The organism is Variovorax sp. Root411, assembly GCF_001425205.1.
GTDB lineage: Bacteria > Pseudomonadota > Gammaproteobacteria > Burkholderiales > Burkholderiaceae_C > Variovorax.
Genome location: NZ_LMDW01000001.1, coordinates 916,922 through 933,049, shown reverse-complemented (window position 1 = coordinate 933,049; position 16,128 = coordinate 916,922). Strand labels below are relative to the sequence as shown.

17 protein-coding genes are annotated in these 16,128 nt (G+C 68.1%); 7 read left to right on the top strand and 10 right to left on the bottom strand.

Going from position 1 to position 16,128, the window contains the following annotated elements; translation table 11 throughout:
• Positions 1 to 2: 2 nt before the first annotated feature.
• Entirely contained in the window at positions 3 to 686 is a 684-nt protein-coding gene (locus tag ASC92_RS04320; protein ID WP_056510701.1) for a PepSY-associated TM helix domain-containing protein, read from the bottom strand.
• Position 687: 1 nt separating this feature from the next.
• Positions 688 to 1,206 (bottom strand): GNAT family N-acetyltransferase, encoded by a 519-nt coding sequence (locus ASC92_RS04315; protein WP_056510698.1) that lies wholly within the window; start codon positions 1,204 to 1,206, stop codon positions 688 to 690.
• Positions 1,207 to 1,293: 87 nt separating this feature from the next.
• On the opposite strand from ASC92_RS04315, the gene ASC92_RS29000 reads away from it, so the two are divergent.
• The 3 genes from ASC92_RS29000 to ASC92_RS04305 are packed head-to-tail and all read left to right on the top strand — an operon-like array spanning position 1,294 to position 2,014.
• Complete coding sequence (locus tag ASC92_RS29000) at positions 1,294 to 1,443, top strand: hypothetical protein (protein WP_165403194.1); 150 nt, start codon at positions 1,294 to 1,296, stop codon at positions 1,441 to 1,443.
• On the top strand, positions 1,440 to 1,730 hold the full coding sequence (locus ASC92_RS04310; RefSeq protein ID WP_056510696.1) for a VF530 family DNA-binding protein: 291 nt from the start codon (positions 1,440 to 1,442) through the stop codon (positions 1,728 to 1,730). Before ASC92_RS29000 ends, ASC92_RS04310 begins: the two co-directional genes overlap by 4 nt.
• The gene (locus ASC92_RS04305; protein WP_056510693.1) at positions 1,727 to 2,014 is read left to right on the top strand and encodes a 2Fe-2S iron-sulfur cluster-binding protein; all 288 of its coding nucleotides are present in this window, start codon (positions 1,727 to 1,729) and stop codon (positions 2,012 to 2,014) included. Before ASC92_RS04310 ends, ASC92_RS04305 begins: the two co-directional genes overlap by 4 nt.
• On the opposite strand, the gene ASC92_RS04300 is transcribed toward ASC92_RS04305, so the two are convergent.
• Positions 2,011 to 3,213 carry an MFS transporter gene (locus ASC92_RS04300; RefSeq protein ID WP_056510689.1) on the bottom strand — a complete coding sequence of 401 codons (1,203 nt, stop codon included), beginning with the start codon at positions 3,211 to 3,213 and terminating at the stop codon, positions 2,011 to 2,013. The genes ASC92_RS04305 and ASC92_RS04300 overlap by 4 nt on opposite strands.
• Before the next feature lie 198 nt (positions 3,214 to 3,411).
• On the opposite strand from ASC92_RS04300, the gene ASC92_RS04295 reads away from it, so the two are divergent.
• Complete coding sequence (locus ASC92_RS04295) at positions 3,412 to 4,071, top strand: RluA family pseudouridine synthase (RefSeq protein ID WP_056510686.1); 660 nt, start codon at positions 3,412 to 3,414, stop codon at positions 4,069 to 4,071.
• Between the two features lie 4 nt (positions 4,072 to 4,075).
• On the opposite strand, the gene ASC92_RS04290 is transcribed toward ASC92_RS04295, so the two are convergent.
• From ASC92_RS04290 to egtB, 5 genes are all read right to left on the bottom strand, one after another.
• Positions 4,076 to 4,516 (bottom strand): universal stress protein, encoded by a 441-nt coding sequence (locus ASC92_RS04290; protein ID WP_007833935.1) that lies wholly within the window; start codon positions 4,514 to 4,516, stop codon positions 4,076 to 4,078.
• 117 nt (positions 4,517 to 4,633) lie between these two features.
• Positions 4,634 to 5,392, bottom strand: a complete 759-nt coding sequence (locus ASC92_RS04285) for a 2OG-Fe dioxygenase family protein (protein WP_056510683.1) — start codon at positions 5,390 to 5,392, stop codon at positions 4,634 to 4,636.
• Complete coding sequence (locus tag ASC92_RS04280) at positions 5,389 to 5,673, bottom strand: DUF427 domain-containing protein (protein ID WP_056510680.1); 285 nt, start codon at positions 5,671 to 5,673, stop codon at positions 5,389 to 5,391. The genes ASC92_RS04285 and ASC92_RS04280 overlap by 4 nt, the downstream gene beginning before the upstream one ends.
• A gap of 545 nt (positions 5,674 to 6,218) precedes the next feature.
• Complete coding sequence (gene egtD, locus ASC92_RS04275; protein WP_235505692.1) at positions 6,219 to 7,115, bottom strand: L-histidine N(alpha)-methyltransferase; 897 nt, start codon at positions 7,113 to 7,115, stop codon at positions 6,219 to 6,221.
• A gap of 113 nt (positions 7,116 to 7,228) precedes the next feature.
• Positions 7,229 to 8,482 carry an ergothioneine biosynthesis protein EgtB gene (egtB, locus tag ASC92_RS04270; protein WP_056510675.1) on the bottom strand — a complete coding sequence of 418 codons (1,254 nt, stop codon included), beginning with the start codon at positions 8,480 to 8,482 and terminating at the stop codon, positions 7,229 to 7,231.
• A 160-nt stretch (positions 8,483 to 8,642) separates the two neighbouring features.
• Here egtB and ASC92_RS04265 point away from each other — a divergent pair, with 160 nt between their 5' ends.
• Positions 8,643 to 9,989 (top strand): NAD(P)/FAD-dependent oxidoreductase, encoded by a 1,347-nt coding sequence (locus ASC92_RS04265; RefSeq protein WP_056510672.1) that lies wholly within the window; start codon positions 8,643 to 8,645, stop codon positions 9,987 to 9,989.
• Between the two features lie 46 nt (positions 9,990 to 10,035).
• Here ASC92_RS04265 and ASC92_RS04260 read toward each other — a convergent pair whose 3' ends face one another.
• Positions 10,036 to 10,554, bottom strand: coding sequence for a thermonuclease family protein (locus ASC92_RS04260; RefSeq protein ID WP_056510669.1), 519 nt, complete (start codon positions 10,552 to 10,554; stop codon positions 10,036 to 10,038).
• 122 nt (positions 10,555 to 10,676) lie between these two features.
• Between ASC92_RS04260 and ASC92_RS04255 the strand changes: the two genes are divergently transcribed.
• Both ASC92_RS04255 and ASC92_RS04250 read left to right on the top strand, forming a co-directional pair.
• Entirely contained in the window at positions 10,677 to 11,156 is a 480-nt protein-coding gene (locus ASC92_RS04255) for a tetratricopeptide repeat protein (RefSeq protein WP_056510666.1), read from the top strand.
• Between the two features lie 146 nt (positions 11,157 to 11,302).
• A complete protein-coding gene (locus tag ASC92_RS04250) occupies positions 11,303 to 14,305 on the top strand; it encodes a transglycosylase domain-containing protein (RefSeq protein ID WP_056510663.1) in 3,003 nt (1,000 codons plus the stop codon).
• 55 nt (positions 14,306 to 14,360) lie between these two features.
• On the opposite strand, the gene ASC92_RS04245 is transcribed toward ASC92_RS04250, so the two are convergent.
• Positions 14,361 to 16,052: a long-chain fatty acid--CoA ligase gene (locus tag ASC92_RS04245; RefSeq protein ID WP_056510660.1), complete on the bottom strand. Its 1,692-nt coding sequence runs from the start codon at positions 16,050 to 16,052 to the stop codon at positions 14,361 to 14,363.
• Positions 16,053 to 16,128 lie beyond the last annotated feature (76 nt).

Here is a 16,128-nt window from a genome sequence, read left to right as displayed (position 1 = left end):
AATCAGAGGGCGCCGAGCGCAATGGCCAGCATCGCGGCCAGCGACGCGCCGAACAGCGCCAGGCCCACGCGGCGGCGGCGGTGCGTGAGCATCCACAGCGCCACGCCCGAGATCGACAGGAAGATCAGGCTGCCGGCCAGCGTGTCGACCAGCAGGATCCATGGCAGCGGCATGGCGCCGCCCTTGTGCATGTTGGTGAGCGTGGCGACGAAGCCGTTGTGCGTGGTGGCGACGCCGACCGAGCGATTGCCCTGCCAGTACTCGGCCTGCACGATCTCGTTGGGGCCGCCGAAGTTGAACACCCAATGCGCCGGCTGCATGAGCGCCGGGGTGCCCTTGTCACTCTTGTCGGCCCAGGCAACGGGCTTGGCCGGCTCGATGCGGGAGGAGCTGGGCGGCGCGCTCATGCGCAGCGCGCCTTGCAGCCACAGGCTCATCGCCTCGGGCGTTTCCGGCACCGGATCGGGCAGCGCCAGTTGGACGCGCGTGCGCTCCTGGGCCTGCGGCAGCTTCAGCACGTTGCGGTGGTTGAGCCAGATGCCACTAAAGCCGAACAGCAGCCCCAGCACCGCACCCCACAGGCCGAACCAGCCATGGGTGCGGCGTATCCACTGCACGACAGCCGTGCGGCGCTGGTGCGATCGCACGCGCGCGGCGTGGCCGAGGGTGCTGCTGCCGGCGTCCATGTCAGGAAACGTCGCGCTTGAGGCGGATTTCCTCGACGCGCACCGTGCCCAGGGCGGTGGTCTTGGCGGTCTTCATCTCGCGCTTGAAGCCCGCGAGTTCGTGGAAGCGCATGGCGCGGTCGTTGCGGATGGGCACCCAGATGGTGACCGTCGTGCAGCCCTCTTCTTCCAGGCCTTCGCGCGCGGCATCCCAGAGGGCCACGCCCGCGCCCTTGCCCCAGTGCTCGGGCTTGACGTAGATCGCCCAGATCTCGCCAGTCGTCGGAGGAGTCTTGGGGTCGCGCGAGCGATCGAAGCCGACGAAACCGACGATCTGGCCGTCGAGCGTGACCACGTGCACCTGGGGTTCGCTGAATTCAATGGCCTCGCGCCACTTGGCTTCGCGCGAGGCCGGGGCCAGCATGCGCAGCTCTTCTTCGGGGAGGATGCCTTCGTAGGCGGCCTTGGCGGACAGGGCGTGGACCTCGGCAACGGCCTTGGCGTCGCGCAGGGTGGCGGGGCGAACTTCGTAATCTGACATGAATGCGGGAAATCGGATGGAACCGCGTATTGTCGCCGCACCGCTAAACTGCCTGCTGCATCCGTCGCAACAACAGGAGAATTCGACATGGCCAAGGGTCAGCAACGCACCACCAAGGAAGCGAAGAAACCGAAGAAGGACACTTCGCCACCCAAGCCAGTGGGCACCGGCGGCATCGAGCCCGTGCGCACGATCACCACCGCCGTGATCCCCCGCGGCAAGCTCAAGAACAAGTGACCGGGCAAGCGCCAGCTCCCGCGGCCAAGAAGGCCCAGCCACGCAACCCGTTGCACGGGCTGACGCTGGAAGCCATCGTCACGGCGCTGGCCGATTACTACGGATGGGAGCACCTGAGCGAGCTCGTGCCCATCCGTTGTTTCACGCTCGACCCGAGCGTGGGCTCCAGCCTCAAGTTCCTGCGCAAGACGCCGTGGGCGCGCGAGAAGGTCGAGAGCCTGTACCTCTTCATGCTGCGCGAGCAACGCCGCGAGCAGCAACAACAGGACCCGCCGCCGCAGCCATGAAGGTTCGACTCGAGCCCTCGGGCCTCGACTTCGAGACCGACGCCGCCACCACGCTCCTGAAAGCCGCCGAAGAAGCCGGCATCGAACTGCCGAGTTCGTGCCGCAACGGCACCTGCCGCACGTGCATCTGCCATCGGCTGTCCGGCGAAACCCGCCACACCATCGAATGGCCCGGCCTGAGCGCCGAGGAAAAAGCCGAGGGCTGGATCCTGCCCTGCGTGGCGGTAGCGCTCGAAGATCTGACGCTTGACGTGCCAGGCGCGCGCGCCCTGTTCGCAGATTAGGCCGGCGGGGGCCTGACAGAAGGCGCCGCAACCACCAGCCGGTCCCGCTGCGCCAGCGACGGGAACAGCTTGAACCACGTCAGCGCGACCAGCATCGTTCCCACGCCGCCCACCACCACCGAGCCCACCGGCCCGAGCAGCGCCGCCGTGGCGCCCGACTCGAACTCGCCGAGCTGGTTGCTCGCGCCAATGAAGATCGAGTTGACCGCGCTCACCCGCCCGCGCATGGCATCGGGCGTCTCGAGCTGCACCAGCGTCTGGCGGATCACCACGTTGACCATGTCAGCGCCGCCCGAGACCGCCAGCGCGATCAGCGAGACGACGAAGCTCTTCGAAATGCCGAACACCACCATGCACACCCCGAAGAGCCCCACGGCCAGCAGCAGCGTGCGCCCCACGTTGCGCTCGACCGGCCGGCGCGTGAGCGCGATGGACATCACCAGCGCGCCCACCGCCGGTGCGCTGCGCAGCAGGCCGAGCCCCCAGGGGCCTGTGTGCAGGATGTCCTTGGCGTAGATCGGCAGCAGCGCCACCGCACCGCCCAGCAGCACCGCGAACAGGTCGAGCGAGACTGCGCCGAGCACGGGCTTGCGCTTCCAGATGAAATCGACGCCCGCGAACACCGTGGCCAGCGTGACCGGCTCGCGCGCGGCCGGCGTGTAGGCATAGCGCAGCCGCAGCACCAGCGCGCAGGCGACCGCGAAGAACACCACGCTGGCACCGTAGACCACCGCCATGCCCGCCACGAACAGCAGCCCGCCGAGGGCCGGCCCGCCGATGATCGCGCCCTGCATGCCGGCCGAGCTGAAGGCCATCGCGCGCGACAGCATGGCGGGTGGCACCAGCAGCGGCGTCAGCGCCTGCTGCGCCGGCATCTGGAAGGCGCGCACTGCGCCCAGCACCAGCGACAGCCCCAGCAGCAGGCCGCGCGTGTCGTGCTTCTCCAGCACCGCCAGCAGCAGCGCCAGCGCCACCAGCCCCTGCACCGCAAAGCAGGCCGCCACGATGCGCCCGCGATGGTGGCGATCGACGACGTGGCCGGCCAGCAGCGCCAGCAGCAGCGCGGGCACGAACTGGTAGAGGCCCACGAGGCCCAGGTCCCAGGCGCTGCCGGTGAGCTCGTACATGTGCCAGCCGATGGCCACCAGCAGCATCTGCGAGGCGGCTGTGCCGAACAGCCGCGCCGTCCACATCTGCATGAACGGACGCTCGCGCGTCAGGTCGGAAAAGCTGGGGGGAGAAACCGCGGTGCCTGGGGGAACGGCTGCAGCGTCGGAGGAAGAAGCGGAAACAGGGGCGGGGCCGGACATTCGTTCGAGGATAGCCGAGGCTTCATGAGCGCGGCATGAGAGGGCCAAAACGGGCCTGCAGCGCGCTCTCTACACTCGGCGGCACCCATGACCGCGCCGCCGCTCCTGCACCCCCTTCACGAAGACCCCTACCTGCTGGTACTCGACAAGCCCGCCGGCCTGCTCTGCGTGCCCGGCCGCGGCGAGGACAAGCAGGATTGCCTGAGCGCGCGCGCAATGCGGCAGTGGCCCGACGCGCTGATCGTGCATCGCCTCGACATGGGCACCAGCGGGCTGGTGGTGATGGCGCGCGGCATCGCCATGCAGCGCGCGCTGAGCACGGCCTTTGCCGAGCGTCGGGTGCACAAGCGCTATGAAGCCGTCGTCGATGGAGCGATGCCGGTGCGGGAAGACTGGTCGCTGATCGACGCGCCGCTGATGGCCGACTGGCCGCGCCGGCCGCTGCAGAAGATCGACCCGGCGGGCAAGCCCAGCATCACGCGGTGGAAGGCGGTGTCACTGCTGCCGGGCGAACCGGCAGCGACCCATGTGCTGCTGGAGCCGCTGACGGGCCGCTCGCATCAGCTGCGCGTGCACCTGCTGTCGATCGGCCATCCGATCCTCGGCGATGCGCTGTACGGCGATGCCGCCCTGCAGGCGCGTGCGCCGCGCCTGTTGCTGCATGCGAGCGAGTTGAGGTTCGTGCACCCGGTGACGCAGCAGGACCTCTGCTTCAATCGGCCGCCCAATTTCTTCATCGTCTCCTGAGCGATCAGCCGCCCTTGACGACCAGCACGGGCATGTTGGCGTCCTGCAGCACGCGCTGCGTCACGCTGCCGAGCAGCAGTTTCTCGATGCCGCTGCGGCCATGCGAGCCCATCACGATCAGGTCGGCCGCGATGGCGATGGCCGTGTCGACGATGCCTTCGTGCACCACGTGGCCGTCGATCACGCGCTGGTCGCTGTGCAGGCCTTCGGCCGCCAGGGCGGCCACGCCGCGCGCGAGCGCCGCATTGGCACTGGCCGTGGCTGCGGCGAGGTATTCGTTCTGGCCGAGCGCGTAGTCCGCGCCCACACCGATGAAGGGATAGTTGTCGATCACGTGGATCAACGTGATGCGGCTACCGAAAGCCAGCGCGAGGCCGCTGGCCTTGCTGACGGCGAGCATGGAAGTTTCGGAGCCGTCGATCGGAACCAGGATGTGATTGAACATGGCGGGACCTCGCTTTCGTCGCAGACAGACACGACTCACCGTCGAGCCGGGCCCCGAATTTAACCCCGATGCCGGAGGGAACCTGTAGGACTCAAGGCAGCGACGGGAAACAGGGCGTCAATCCCCCTGGAAACCCTTGGCCCGGCAAGTGATCACGAGCGTGTCGCGCCAGCCTTCGCCGCCCTCCTCGAGCGGCTGGATCGGCGTCGATTCGTGGATCACGCGCGCGTCGTCGAGCAGCAGCAGGGACCACGGCTCGGTCATGGTGAAGCGCTCGCCGCGGCGGCCGTTGGCTTCGAACACGCGCGTCTCGCCGCCCTTGATGCCGTGCCTGCCGACGAGTGCCACAGCCACGAGATCGACGCCATCGCGGTGCGCACCTTCGGGCGTCGGCCGGCCGATGCCGCCGGCGGTGTCGATGCGGAACTGGTGCGCTTCCACGTACCAGCGCTGCCGTGTCGTGCCGCGCATGTCGCTGCTGGCCTTGCCGAGCTGCCGCAGCAGCCGCTGCCACACGGGTTGTGCCACGGTGGCATCGAGCATCGGCGCAAACCAGCGCTGCATGCCGCCGTGCAGCGCGTTGTATTCGACCGGCTGCCAGTGCGCGCGGTGCGGCACCTGCGTGAGCGTGGCGTGGTCGTCGGCTTCGATGGTGAAGCAGGCGTGGCGCCGAGTGCGGTAGCGGCCACCGTCCTTCAGGTAGTCGTCCGGCGGGAGGCCGTTCCAGTCTGCGTGCAGTGCGTCGAGCTGCGCGATCGGTGCGCCGAGCCAATCGCCGACACCCTGCGGACTGAGTACCGCATAGCCTTGCTCGCGCAGTGCGGCGGGCAGCTCGGCCGGGGCGATGAACGGCGGAGTGAAGGCGGCCGTGGTCACTGCGCGCTGACCTTCACGTCCTTCCAGAACGCGACGCGGTCGCGGATCTCTTCGGCTTCGGGCTTGGGGTCGGCGTAGTACCAGGCGGCGTCGGTATTGAGCTCTCCGTTGACCAGCAGCGAGTAGTAGCTGGCCGAGCCCTTCCAGGCGCAGGTGGTCTTGTGGTTGCTGAAGGTGACGTAGTCGCGGTTGAGTGCGCTCATCGGGAAATAGTGATTGCCTTCGACGATCACGGTGTCGTCGCTTTCGGCGATGGTGACGCCGTTCCAGGTTGCTTTCATGGTCTTGGCTCCAGGGGGAGGATTGCGGGGCGCTGGCCGTTGCGCTGCCGCACGGGGCTGGGGTATTGTGCCGTTTGCTTGGCACAGTCGCTTTCTTCGTTGCTGTATGCGCCCTGTTGGGGTGTTTGTTTTTCGGGGCCGTGTCTCGGCCCGGCGGCCGACCTGCTTTTCTTTGCTTCGCCAAAGAAAAGTGGGCAAAAGAAAAGGCGACCCCACTGTCTGCGTCCCTGCGCTTCGCTACAGCAACCACCGCAGGCGCGAAGCGCTTGCGGTGGCATGGTGGCCGAGCGAAGCAAAGGCCCGACCGGTTCCAAAGCCCCTCTGGCTACGCCGAGGAGCGCAGCGTTTCGCGGACAAGGGCTCGCCCTTGTTTGAGCGAAGCGAGTTTGGGCGAGACCCCGCGAAACGCGAGCACCGCAGGTTGCCCCGTAGCGCAGAGAAGGGGTCGCAGACAGTGGGGTCGCCTTTTCTTTGCTTACTTTCTTTTGGCGAAGCAAAAGAAAGTAAGTCGCCCGCCGGGGCGAGACCCGGCCCCGGAACCCAACCTAGGCAACCAGCCAGTGAACACTGAAGAGCTTCTCCGGATCCGTCCAGACAGCCCCAGGCCGAAACCCGGCCCGAACAGCCAAGGCACGAAGCCCTTCAACAGTGAACTTGTGCGAGTACTCCGTATGAATGGTCTCGCCCTCCTCGAACCCGAACGTCTCCCCATTCAGCGAAACGCTCTGAGCCAGCCGGCTCACAAGATGCATTTCGATCCTCTGCCGGGGCGCGTTGTAGAACGCCGCATGCGCAAACCCGTCCAGGTCGAAATCCGCATCGAGCTCGGCATTGGCGCGCCGCAGGAGATTCAGATTGAAGTCCGCAGTCACCCCTTGCGCATCGTTGTACGCCGCATGCAGCCGCCCCGGATCCTTCACCAGGTCCACGCCAATCAAGAGACCTCCGCCACGCAACATACGGGCAGCCAGTTGCAAGAAGGCCAGCGCCTCCTCCGGTTCGAAATTACCGATCGTCGACCCCGGGAAAAAACCGACGCGCCGCCCGGCACCAGCCACGGGTGCGGGCAGCACCAAGGGCATCGTGTAGTCTGCGGCAATGGGCTGCACCACCAGCTCCGGATAGTCGGCCTTCAGCCGCTGCGCAGCAGCCTCCAGATGCTCGCCGGAAATATCGATGGGCAGATACCGCCTGGGCGAGTCGAGCGCATCGAGCAGCAGCCGCACCTTCGTCAACGATCCCGCACCGAACTCCACGATCTCCGCATTCGGCCCGATCTGCCCGGCGATCTCCCCCGCGCACTCGCCAAGAATGCGCAGCTCGGTGCGCGTCGGGTAGTACTCCGGCAGTTCGCAGATCCGGTCGAACAGCTGCGAGCCCGCCGCGTCGTAGAAGAACTTCGGCGAAATGCGGCGTGGCGACCGCGCGAGGCCGGCCTGCATCTCGCGTCCGAACTCGGACAACGGCGCGGTGGCTGCAGGCGCAGACGAAGCGCGCGGCTTCGCGGCAGGCACAAACGACAGCGACGAGGAAGAGGAAGTTGGATTGCGCATGATCAAAGGTCTTTCGCGAGCCGCAGCCCCGAGAACTGCCAGCGCGCCGCCGGCGGAAAGAAGTTGCGGTAGCTGGGCCGCGTGTGCCCCGCCGGCGTGGCCACGCTGCCACCCCGCAACACCAGTTGCCCCACCATGAACTTGCCGTTGTATTCGGCCGCGATGCCGGGCATCGGACGGAAGCCGGGGTACGGGTCGTACGAGGAACGCGTCCACTGCCAGACATGGCCGGTCATCTGCGCGATGCAGGGCGCGTCGAACGCGGCCTCCCATTCGAATTCGGTCGGCAGCCGCGCGCCGGCCCATTCGGCATACGCGGCGGCTTCATAGAAACTGAGGTGCGAGACGGGTGCATCGGCCTCCATAGGCCGCACGCCATGCAGGCCGAACACATGCCAGCCCGCAGCGCCCTGCGGCTGCGAACCGAAGCCCAGCCGCGGATCGTCGGACGCGAGCCAGTACGCCGGATGCCGCCACCCGTTCGCCTGCACCGCCGCCCAGCCGTCGGACAACCAGAGCTCGGGCCGCCGGTAGCCGCCATCCGCGATGAACTGCGCGTAATCGCCGCAGTTCACCAGCCGGTCGGCAATCGCATAGGGCTGCAGCAGGGCCTTGTGGCGCGGCGTCTCGTTGTCGAATGAAAAGCCCTGCCTCGCATGCCCCACTTCGACCACGCCGCCGGGCTGCGAGAGCCAGCGCGCCGCCGGCGGCACCGCGGCCAGCCGCAGCGCTGGCCCGCCGGCGGGCTTGTAGGCCGGCAGCATCGGATTGCACGAGAGCGCATGCAGGATGTCGGTGAGCAGCAGTTCCTGGTGCTGCTGCTCGTGGTTCAGCCCGAGCGTGACGATGGGCTCGACGGTGGCCCAGTCGAGCCCGCCCTCTTCCAGCAGCGCGACCACCGCCTCGTCCACATGCCGGCGATAGGCGTGCACCTCCTCCACCGACGGCCGCGTCAGCAGACCCCGCTGCGGGCGCGGGTGGCGCGGGCCAAGCGCCTCGTAGTACGAATTGAAAAGGTAATGAAAGCGCACGTCGAAAGGCTGGTAGCCCGCCGCGTGCGGCTGCAGCAGCACGGTCTCGAAGAACCAGGTGGTGTGCGCGAGGTGCCACTTGGTCGGGCTCGCGTCGGGCATGGACTGGATGCACTGGTCTTCGGCGGAAAGCGGGGCGGCAAGTGCCAGGCTCGCTGCACGCACCTCGCGGAACCTGTCGCGCAGTGCGCTCGCCGCCTGTGTGATCGGCCGGGAAAGCGTCATGGAATCTCCAGTCGGGTCAACCGCAAGTTGTAGCCCATCCGGCCCGCGGCGGCGCGTAGGACAAAACGCCGCCGGCCCGCCGCGTGCACATCGGCAAAAAGGGCAGCCACTGTGGCACAAGATGGAAGCACGTGCAGACCGGCTGCGTATCATTCGCCGCATGCAAACGACCAACCCCTCGGGCAGGCCCCAAGTCGTCATCGTCGGCTGCGGATTCGGCGGGCTCGAAGCCGCGCGCAAGCTGCAGAACGCCGACGTGAACGTGACGGTGATCGACAAGACCAACCACCACCTGTTCCAGCCGCTGCTGTACCAGGTGGCGACCGCGGGGCTGGCGGCGCCATCGATCGCGGCGCCGGTGCGCGCGCTGTTCCGCAAGCAGCCAAACATCACGACGCTGCTCGGCGAAGTGGGCGGCATCGACCCGGCGACGCGGTCCGTGCACCTGGCCAACGGCGACCGCGTGCCGTACGACCACCTGATCGTCGCGGCGGGCGCCACGCACAGCTATTTCGGGCACGACGAATGGGCGCCCGTGGCGCCGGGGCTGAAGACGCTGGCCGATGCCTTCGAGATCCGCCGCCGTGTGCTGCTGTCGTTCGAAAGCGCCGAAATCACGGCCGACCTGGAGCACCGCCGCGCCCTGCTCACCTTCGTGGTGATCGGCGCGGGCCCCACGGGCGTCGAGATGGCCGGCACGCTGGCCGAGATCGCCAAGCACACGCTGTCGGGCGAGTTCCGCCACATCGACCCCAGCAGCGCGCAGGTGCTGCTGGTCGAAGGCGGTCCGCGCGTGCTGCAGGCCATGCCCGAATCGCTGAGCCGGAAGGCGCTCGAACAGCTGGAGAAGCTGGGTGTCGAAGTGCGGCTCAATGCGCGCGTGACCTCCATCGACGCCACCGGGCTCGAAGTGCAGACCGGCGGCGGCGCGGACGGTGCACCCGTCGAGAGCTACCGAATCGATAGCAGCTGCGTGGTGTGGGCGGCCGGCGTGGCGGCATCGCCGCTGGGCCGCATGCTGGGCACGGCCACCGGCGTCGAGTGCGACCGCGCGGGCCGCATCAAGGTCGAGTCCGACCTGAGCCTGGCCGGCCATCCAGAGATCAGCGTGGTCGGCGACCTCGCGGCCGCCGTGAGCCACGCGCCCGGCAAGCCACCCAAGCCCGTGCCCGGCGTGTCGCCCGGCGCCAAGCAGATGGGCCGTGCTGCCGCTGCCAACATCCTGCGCCGCATCGCGGGCGAGCCGACGGTGCCGTTCCGCTATGCCGACTACGGCAACCTCGCCACCATCGGTCGCAACTCGGCCGTGGTCGACCTGGGCACGCCCTTCGGCCCGCTGCGCTTCAGCGGCCGGCTCGCGTGGCTGTTCTGGCTGTTCGCGCACGCGTACTTCCTGATCGGATTCCGCAATCGCATCGTCGTGATGATGGATTGGGCGGGCGCCTACTGGAGTTTCCAGCGCAATGCGCGCGTGGTGGCGGAAGTGCAGGGCAAGAGCGAATCCTGAGCGACGCCCTCCTCGTCCGCGGCCTCAGGTTCCGATCACACCGCCGTCAGAAGAAGCTGCCCCAGTGCGGCTGCTCGTTGCGCCGGTGCCTGCGCCATTCCCAGGGCGGCGTGGGCTCGGAGTCGGCCCACAGGCCGAGGTGCCGCGCACGCGCACCGTCCTGCAGCCTGAACAGCCCGCCACCGCGCCTGGTGGCGAGGTGGTTGTAGTCGTACGCCCAGGCCCAGCCATCGGCCACCATGCGGCTGCCGGCGTCCTCGCCATTGCAGCTCACGTCGGCCACCGTGCGGCCGTAGCGGTCGGTGTCGATCTCGGTGATGAGCGCCTGCGCGCGAAAGCAGATGTTGCTCAGCGCCTGCCTGCTGCGCTGGCCGTAGGGCTGGGCTTTCTCGGGCGCGTCGATGGCGGCGATGCGCACCTTCACGCGCTCGTACGCGCCAAGGCGGCCGCAGCGGGCGGTGAGCGTGTCGCCGTCGCTGATGCCGACGACGAGGCAGCTGCGCGAAGCGGCCTGGGTGAGAAGAGGAAAGGCAAGAAGAAAAATGGGCAGCGCGCGAAAGTGCATGGAAGAGCCGGATGTGGGCAGAATGGCCGGACCGATCGAGGCTAAGTGATCCGTGCGCAGGGAGGGGTCGGGACACAGATTTTTTCTTTCTTCTGAACCGCGCTTCGAAGGAGACCCCTCACATGCAGGAACCCACCCGGGACGACTGGTTTTTCGCGGCGAACGACGCGTGGGATGCCGGCGCGCACAAGAAGGCGCTGTCGCTGTTCCTCAAGGCGGCGGCCGCAGGCGAGACCCACGCGCTCAACAGCGTCGGCTACTTCCTCGACCACGGCATCGGCGTGAAGCAGGACAGCGCCGCCGCGCGCGACTGGTACCGCAAGGCCGCCAGGGCCGGCGACGTTGCGGGTTGCGCCAACCTCGCCATCTGCTATCGCGACGAAGGCAACTTCCGCTGGGCCCGCTTCTGGTTCGAGCGCGCCTATGCGCATGGCGACGGCGACGCGGCGCTCGAACTGGGCCGCCTATTTCTCTGGGAAGGCCCGAACCAGAACCACCGCAAGGTCGTGCACTACCTGACCAAGGCGGTGTCTTCGACGTATGTCAGCGTGGACGGGAAGAAGGAAGCCGGGCGGCTGCTGAAGTCCCTGGGCCGGAAGTAAGAAAGAAAAACGCCGGGCCCCGGCCGTCCGGTTCCTGGTGTCGGCAAATCAATTCGCCGCCTCGATCATGCGCAACCCAAACGGCTTCGAAAGGTGCATCATCGTCACTGACGAACCCACGGTGCAGACTGTTCGCGAGGCAGAGCATGACTTGGTTCAAAACACTTTTCTGGGTCGGCGCCGGGGTCGCCGTGGGGGGTACGCTTGCCGTATTCGCGGTAGACGAACTGAAGACTTCCCGGCTGCAATCGGCCCTGTGGCGCGACCTCGGCAACGGAGCCAGCTTCAGCGTCGACGCCGGTGCCAGCGATGCCATCCGCTTTCCCCACACCGGGCCCTACGACGAGCGGCTGGGCTACCACGATCTTCCCGCCTTCATCGATCGCCTGGAGCCCCAGGGCTATGTCGTCACCCGCCAGGCCCGCATGTCGCCGCGGCTGATCGAACTGCAGGGGTACGGGCTCTTCGTGCCCTACCGCGAGAAAAACCAGGCTGGCCTGACGGTGCGCGACTGCCGCAATGCGGCGCTGCTGCACACGCGCGTGCCGAAGCGCGCGTACGAGCGCTTCGATGAGGTGCCGCCGCTGCTGGTGAGCGCCCTGCTGTTCGTCGAGGACCGCCACCTGCTGGACGCGCAACCGCCGCAGCGCAATCCCGCGATCGATCCGGAACGCTTCGCGAAGGCCGCGCTCGAGCAGGCCCTGCGAGCGGTCAGCCTGGGCCAGGCGGCGACCGGCGGCAGTACGCTGGCGACCCAGATCGAGAAGTACCGCCATTCGCCGCACGGCCGCACCGGGTCGGTCCGCGACAAGCTGCGCCAGATGGCATCGGCCTCGATGCGTGCCTATCAGGACGGAGAAGACACGCTGGCGCGACGCCGCCAGATCGTCGTCGACTACCTCGACACGGTGCCGCTGGCCGCACGCCCGGGGATGGGCGAGGTACACGGCCTGGGTGACGGCCTGTGGGCCTGGTACGGACGCGACTTCGGCGAAATCAACCGCCTGCTCACCGACAACGCCGAGGGGACGGCGCCCACGAACGAAGCGTTGCAGCAGCAGGCCGAGGCCTTCAAGCAGGCACTGTCGCTGATGATCGCGCAGCGCCGCCCGTCGCAGCACCTGCTCGGCGACGGCACAGGGCTGGCCCGGCTGACCGACAGCTACCTTCGGCTGATGGCCGAGGCAGGCTTGATTTCGCCCGAGCTGCGCGATGCGGCCCTGCCGCTGCCCTTGCACCTGCGGCCCGAGCTGCCGCCAACGCCCCGGCCGGACTTCGTGCAGCGCAAGGCCGCGAACGCATTGCGCACCCACATCTCAACGCTGCTCGGCGTGCCGCGTGTCTACGATCTGGAGCGCCTGGACCTCGAGGCCGAGAGCAGCCTGGACGGCGAGGCGCAAGCGATGGTGGCGCGGGTGCTGGCCGGCCTGCGGACGCCCGCCGCGACCAAGGCGGCGGGATTGTTCGGATTCCACATGCTCGACCCGGGGTCGGACCCGAGCCCGCTGGTCTACAGCTTCACGCTGTTCGAGCGCGGCGCGCAGGAGAACCTGCTGCGCGTTCAGGCCGACAACATCGACCAGCCTTTCGACGTGAACCAGGGCGCGCGGCTGGACCTCGGCTCGACCGCCAAGCTGCGCACCCTGGTGAGCTACCTGGAGCTCGTGGCCGAGCTGCATGGGGACTGGGCCGACCTGAGCCCCGCCGAGCTGTCGGCGGTGGCGCCGAGCCCGCGCGACCCGTTGGGCGCGTGGGCGCGGCAGTACCTCCTGCGCGCCAAGGACCACCGCCTCGCGCCGATGCTCGAGGCGGCCATGGAGCGGAAGTACTCGGCAAACCCCGGCGAGGCCTTCTTCACCGGCGGCGGCCTGCACCAGTTCGCGAACTTCGAACGCTCGAGCAACAGCGAAACGATGTCGGTGCGCGAAGGCTTCAAGCATTCGGTCAACCTGGTGTTCATCCGCCTGATGCGCGACCTGGTGCGCCACCACATGTTCGGCGGCGCGTCGGACGCCGAGCATCTGCTGGCGGACCCTGCCGCTGCGGGCCGGCGCGAGCTGCTCGAGCGCTTTGCCGATCGCGAAGGCTCGGCCTTCCTCATCCGCTTCCACCGCAAGTACCAGCACCTGTCGGCCGCGGAGGCCGAAGCCCTGCTGCTGCAGGGGCTGAGGCCATCGGCGCCGCGCCTGGCGAGCGTGCTGTTCACGGTCGAGCCCGAGGCCAGCGACGCGCGGCTCGACGAGCTTCTCGTGCAGCGGCTGGGCCGTGGCGCCGGCTCGCCGCGCGCACTGCGGGCGCTGCGCAGCACCTACGCCGGCTTGTCGCTCGCCGATCGCGGCTACGTCGCGCGCGTGCATCCGCTGGAGCTCTGGCTTGTCGGTTTCCTGCAGCGCCACCCCGGCGCCTCGCTGACCCAGGTGCTGGAGGCGAGCACGCGCGAACGCCAGGAAACCTACGCGTGGCTCTTCAAGACACGCCACAAGAGCGCGCAGGACAAGCGCCTGCGCGAGCTGATCGAGCTCGACGCCTTCGCGCAGGTTCATCGTTCGTGGCAGCGCCTGGGTTACCCGTTCGCATCGCTGACGCCGTCCTACGCGAGCGCGATCGGCGCGTCAGGCGACCGGCCGGCCGCCCTGGCGGAACTGATGGGCATCCTCGTCAACGACGGCGTACGGCTGCCGACGCAACGGGTCGGGGCACTGCACTTCGGGCGCGAGACGCCCTACGAGACACGGCTGGAACCGCGCAATGCGAGCGCCGAACGGCTGCTGCCCACGGAGGTGGTCGCGACGGTACGGCGCGCGCTGGTCGAGGTGGTGAACGACGGCACGGCACGGCGCCTGAAGGGCTCGCTCGCGGACACGCATGGCCGCGCGATCGAGATCGGCGGCAAGACCGGCACCGGCGACCATCGCTACGAGAAAACCGACCGGAACGGACGAGTGATTTCGGAGCGCAAGATCGACCGCTCGGCCACCTTCGTGTTCATGATCGGCGACCGCTACTTCGGCACCATCATGGCCTTCGTGCATGAACCCTATGCCGCTCGCTATCGGTTCACCAGCGCGCTGCCGACTCAGCTGCTGAAGTCGCTGGGGCCGCAGCTGCTGCCTGTGCTCCAGCGCAACGGGTGCGGGGGAGATCGATAGAACCCGATGCAGTCCGCGCTGCCGCTTTCCTCACGGCTTGCCGACGATCGTTTGCCTATGCGCCCTCCACCTCCTGCAGCAGCCGCCACATCACCTTGCCGCTGCCGCTCTTCGGCAGCGCATCGACGAACTGAACCTTGCGCGGAATCTTGTAGACCGCCATGTTCTCGCGGCACCAGTCGATGATCTGCTGTTCGGTCGTGTCCTTGTGCGTGGCGCGCAGCACCACCACGGCCTTGACCGACTCGCCGCGGTAGGCGTCCTTGGTCGAGATGACGCAGGCCTCCTGGATCGCCGGGTGGCGGAACATCAACAGCTCGACCTCGGCCGGCCACACCTTGAAGCCGCTCGCGTTGATCATGCGCTTCAGGCGGTCGGTGATGAAGAAGTAGCCGTCCTCGTCCATGCGGCCCATGTCACCCGAGCGAAAGAAGCGCTTGCCTTCGAACTCGACGAAGGCGGCGGCCGTGGCGTCGGGGCGCTTCCAGTAGCCCTGGAACACCTCGGGGCCGTGGATGATGATCTCGCCCGATTCACCGATGGGCATTTCGGCCAGCGTGTCGGGGTCGACCACGCGCGCGTCGGTGCTCATGAACGGGATGCCCAGGCATTGCTGCTTGGGGTGGTCCGACGGGTTGGTGTGCGACGGCGCGGCGGTCTCGGTCAGGCCGTAGCCCTCCTGGTATTTCAGGCCGTACTGCTCGAGCAGGCGCTGCGCCACGGCCTGCGGCATGGCCGCGCCGCCACCGCCGATGTAGGTCATGCTCGACAGGTCGTAGCTCGCGAAGTTGGGGCTGGCCATGAGGTCGATGACCATGGTCGGGATATTGGTCCAGGCCGTGACCTTCCAGCGCGAGATGAGCCGGCCGGCCACGTCGCGGTCCCAGCGCGGCATGATGATCAGCGTGGCCGCCGCCAGGATCGCCGTGTGCATCATGCTCACCACGCCGGTGATGTGGAACATGGGCACCACGGCCAGCACCACCGTCTCGGAAGTCGACCCGCCCCACAGCTGCCCGGCCACCGCGTTGTGCATCAGGCTCGAATGGTGGTGCACGCAGCCCTTGGGCAGGCCGGTGGTGCCGCTGGTGTAGGGCAGCAGCGCCATGTCGTTGGCACCCACCACGTGCTCGGGCGGTGGGTGGTTGGCTTCGAGTGCATCCGTCCAGGCGATGGCCTCGCCGCCGACCAGCGCGGGCAGCGGGTGGCGCGTGGTGAGCCAGTCTTTCCAGGCGGGTGCCGGAGCGTCGTCGCCCGATGCATCGGCGTCGAAGGCATCGGTGAACTGGGTCACGACCATGTGGGCGAGCCGCTGCTCCGCGGACAGCGCATTGCTGGCCTTGGCCAGCTCGCCCGCCAGGTCGCCGGTGATGATGGCCACCTTGGCGTCGGAGTCGGTGATGTAGTGCTTGAGCTCCTCGGCCCGGTTCATCGGGTTGACCGGCACCACGACGGCATTGGCGCGCAGGATCGCGAAATGCGCGATCACCAGTTGCGGGCAGTTCTGCATGTCGAGGATCACGCGGTCGCCGCGCTTCACGCCCATCGCATGCAGCGCGCCGGCCAGGTGCTCGGCCTGGGCGGCGAAGTCGCGGTAGGTGGTCACGCGGCCGAAGAACACGAGCGCGGGCTTGTCGGGATAGCGTGCGGCCGAGGTGGCCAGGTTGTGCCAGAGCGAGGTGGCGGGAACGGTGATCGAGTGAGGGAGGCGTTTGGGCCAGAACTTGTAATGCGGGCGTTGTTGCATGGTGAGTACAGGCGGGGGAAAGGAAAAGCGACAGCTCGCCAGACTAAGCCGCCACGGCCGCCGCTCCCATGGGGGA

Bases quoted from the DNA above. Each gene is read 5' to 3' on its own strand.
- ASC92_RS04320 (WP_056510701.1), bottom strand. From the start codon at position 686: ATGGACGCCGGCAGCAGCACCCTCGGCCACGCCGCGCGCGTGCGATCG.
- ASC92_RS04315 (WP_056510698.1), bottom strand. From the start codon at position 1,206: ATGTCAGATTACGAAGTTCGCCCCGCCACCCTGCGCGACGCCAAGGCC.
- ASC92_RS29000 (WP_165403194.1), top strand. From the start codon at position 1,294: ATGGCCAAGGGTCAGCAACGCACCACCAAGGAAGCGAAGAAACCGAAG.
- ASC92_RS04305 (WP_056510693.1), top strand. From the start codon at position 1,727: ATGAAGGTTCGACTCGAGCCCTCGGGCCTCGACTTCGAGACCGACGCC.
- ASC92_RS04300 (WP_056510689.1), bottom strand. From the start codon at position 3,213: ATGCAGATGTGGACGGCGCGGCTGTTCGGCACAGCCGCCTCGCAGATG.
- ASC92_RS04295 (WP_056510686.1), top strand. From the start codon at position 3,412: ATGACCGCGCCGCCGCTCCTGCACCCCCTTCACGAAGACCCCTACCTG.
- ASC92_RS04290 (WP_007833935.1), bottom strand. From the start codon at position 4,516: ATGTTCAATCACATCCTGGTTCCGATCGACGGCTCCGAAACTTCCATG.
- ASC92_RS04280 (WP_056510680.1), bottom strand. From the start codon at position 5,673: ATGAAAGCAACCTGGAACGGCGTCACCATCGCCGAAAGCGACGACACC.
- egtD (WP_235505692.1), bottom strand. From the start codon at position 7,115: ATGCAGGCCGGCCTCGCGCGGTCGCCACGCCGCATTTCGCCGAAGTTC.
- egtB (WP_056510675.1), bottom strand. From the start codon at position 8,482: ATGACGCTTTCCCGGCCGATCACACAGGCGGCGAGCGCACTGCGCGAC.
- ASC92_RS04265 (WP_056510672.1), top strand. From the start codon at position 8,643: ATGCAAACGACCAACCCCTCGGGCAGGCCCCAAGTCGTCATCGTCGGC.
- ASC92_RS04260 (WP_056510669.1), bottom strand. From the start codon at position 10,554: ATGCACTTTCGCGCGCTGCCCATTTTTCTTCTTGCCTTTCCTCTTCTC.
- ASC92_RS04255 (WP_056510666.1), top strand. From the start codon at position 10,677: ATGCAGGAACCCACCCGGGACGACTGGTTTTTCGCGGCGAACGACGCG.
- ASC92_RS04250 (WP_056510663.1), top strand. From the start codon at position 11,303: ATGACTTGGTTCAAAACACTTTTCTGGGTCGGCGCCGGGGTCGCCGTG.
- ASC92_RS04245 (WP_056510660.1), bottom strand. From the start codon at position 16,052: ATGCAACAACGCCCGCATTACAAGTTCTGGCCCAAACGCCTCCCTCAC.